This window comes from Skermanella sp., assembly GCF_059503625.1.
Map to the genome: position 1 here is coordinate 1 of NZ_JCACHA010000479.1, position 2,244 is coordinate 2,244.

3 protein-coding genes are annotated in these 2,244 nt (G+C 64.0%); all 3 read left to right on the top strand.

Going from position 1 to position 2,244, the window contains the following annotated elements; all coding sequences use genetic code 11:
- Positions 1 to 231 precede the first annotated feature (231 nt).
- Positions 232 to 1,167, top strand: coding sequence for a LysR family transcriptional regulator (locus tag AC5JJ6_RS10480; protein WP_496041980.1), 936 nt, complete (start codon positions 232 to 234; stop codon positions 1,165 to 1,167).
- A gap of 150 nt (positions 1,168 to 1,317) precedes the next feature.
- Positions 1,318 to 2,028, top strand: a complete 711-nt coding sequence (locus AC5JJ6_RS10485) for an SDR family NAD(P)-dependent oxidoreductase (protein ID WP_496041981.1) — start codon at positions 1,318 to 1,320, stop codon at positions 2,026 to 2,028.
- A 37-nt stretch (positions 2,029 to 2,065) separates the two neighbouring features.
- A partial coding sequence (locus AC5JJ6_RS10490) for a tautomerase family protein (RefSeq protein ID WP_496041982.1) occupies positions 2,066 to 2,244 on the top strand: 179 nt, incomplete at its 3' end.

Below are 2,244 nucleotides of genomic sequence, written 5' to 3' on the forward strand. Positions count from 1 at the left end.
GAGCGCTCCGTCGTCCTGGCCGAACAGCAATGCGGGCACAGCATTCTTCATCTCCGCTGATCAAAGGCGCTCCTCTACCCCAATCACTCAACCGACGGCAAGCTGGCGCGAGACCCGACGGAACCTTATTGGTGGCGGTACATTCGCCGAGGTCATCATCGCGGTGGACGGAGCTTGAACATATCAGACAAATGACCGACCCTAAGCATCCAGTGAGGCTGCGGACGCTGCATGGATCGTATCGACGCAATGAGGGTATTCATCGCCGCCCTGGATGAGGGAAGCCTTGCCGGGGCGGGTCGCCAGCTTGGCCGGTCGCCGGCGGCGGTCAGCAGGGCCATCGCGTTCCTCGAGCAGCAGGTCGGCGCCCCGCTGCTTCACCGTACCACCCGCGTGATCAAGTTGAGTGAGATCGGTGAGCGCTATGCCGCCGCCTGCCGCCGTGTTCTCGTCGATCTGCACGAAGCCGAAATGGTCGCGGCGGGCGAGCAGGCCGCCCCGCGCGGCACGCTGACCGTGACGGCGCCGCCGATCAGCGGCGAGGAGATCCTGCGCCCCATCATCGATGCTTATCTCGAAGCTTTTCCGGCTATGTCCGTCAACCTCGTCCTGCTCGACCGCAACGCCAATCTGGTGGAGGAAGGGATCGACATCGCCCTGCGCGTCGCCGACCTGCCGGACTCCTCCATGGTGGCTGTTCGGGTCGGCGGCGACGTCAGACGCGTGGTCGTCGCGTCGCCGCGCTATCTCGCCCTGCACCCCCGCATCGGCGAGCCCGGCGATCTGGCGAAACACTGCATCGTGACCACCACGCATTTCGGGCGTGACGCCTGGGTGTTTCCGCCAGCAAGGGGGAGTTCCATCGCCCGGTCTGTCCAGTTCAAGCCCCGGCTGGTTGTTAACAGCGTCCGTGCGGCGCTGGCCGCCGCAGTCGGTGGGCTCGGCGTGACCCGGCTCTACACCTACCATGTGGCCGAGCGCGTCCATGACGGATCGTTGGAGCTTCTGCTGCGGGATGCCGAACCCCCGGCCATGCCGGTCAGCCTTCTTATGCCGCAGGGACGCATGTCGGTCCCAAAGGTGCGCGCCTTCGTGGACTTCGCGGCTCCCCGCTTGCGCGCCGCGTTCGCAAGGCTGTCAACCGAGGCTATCGCGCTGAAATCCTGACGCGTGCCCTCATTCTTCCGGCTGCGGGAAGGATGTCTGCCGGACGTCGGCAATTCAGCCATCGCGTCAACTATCCCAAAATGATCCTCACCAGCCAAGACTGGCTGTCAGCCGCAATCCCGCAGGCTGAGGAAATTATCGAGGGCAGTCATGAGCAGCGAACAGAAAGTGGCCATCATCACCGGTGCATCACAAGGCATCGGCGCCGGCCTGGTCAAGGCGTTCCGGGATCGCAACTACCGGGTGGTGGCGACCTCCCGCTCGATCGAGCAGACCGGCGATCGCGATATCTTGGCAGTGCGCGGCGACGTCGGCGATCCGGCGACCGCTGAAGCGGTGGTTGGGCAGGGGATCTCGCGGTTCGGGCGGATCGACACGCTGGTCAACAATGCCGGCATCTTCATCGCCAAATCCTTCACCGACTACACCGTCGAGGACTTCGACACCAAGATCGCGACCAATCTCGCCGGCTTCTTCCACATCACGCAACGCGTGGCGACGGAGATGCTCAGACAGGGATCGGGCCACGTCGTCAGCATCACCACCAGCCTCGTCGATCATCCGAACGGCAGTGTGCCAAGCGCGCTCGCCAATCTCACCAAGGGCGGCATCAACGCGGCCACCAAGGCGCTGGCGATCGAATATGCCGCCAAGGGCATCCGCGTGAACGCCGTCTCCCCCGGCATCATCAGGACCCCGATGCACCCGGTAGAAACCCATGAATTCCTGTCGGCACTCCACCCGCTGGGGCACATGGGTGAGATCAGGGACATCGTGGAAGCCGTGTTGTTCCTGGAGTCCGCCGCTTTCGTAACAGGCGAGATCCTGCACGTCGATGGCGGCCAGAGCGCCGGACACTGAGGCCCGTCAGCGAAACCGCTCACCGAAGGAGATCATCATGCCGATCGTCACCATTCAAGTGACACGCGAAGGGTCCGGCCCCAGCCGTTCTTCCGTAACAGCCGATGAGAAGGCGAAGCTCATCGCCGGCGTCAGCCAGCTCCTGCTCGACGTGCTGCACAAGCCACTCGACTCCACTTTCGTCGTGATCGAGGAGGTCGAGCTGGAGAACTGGGG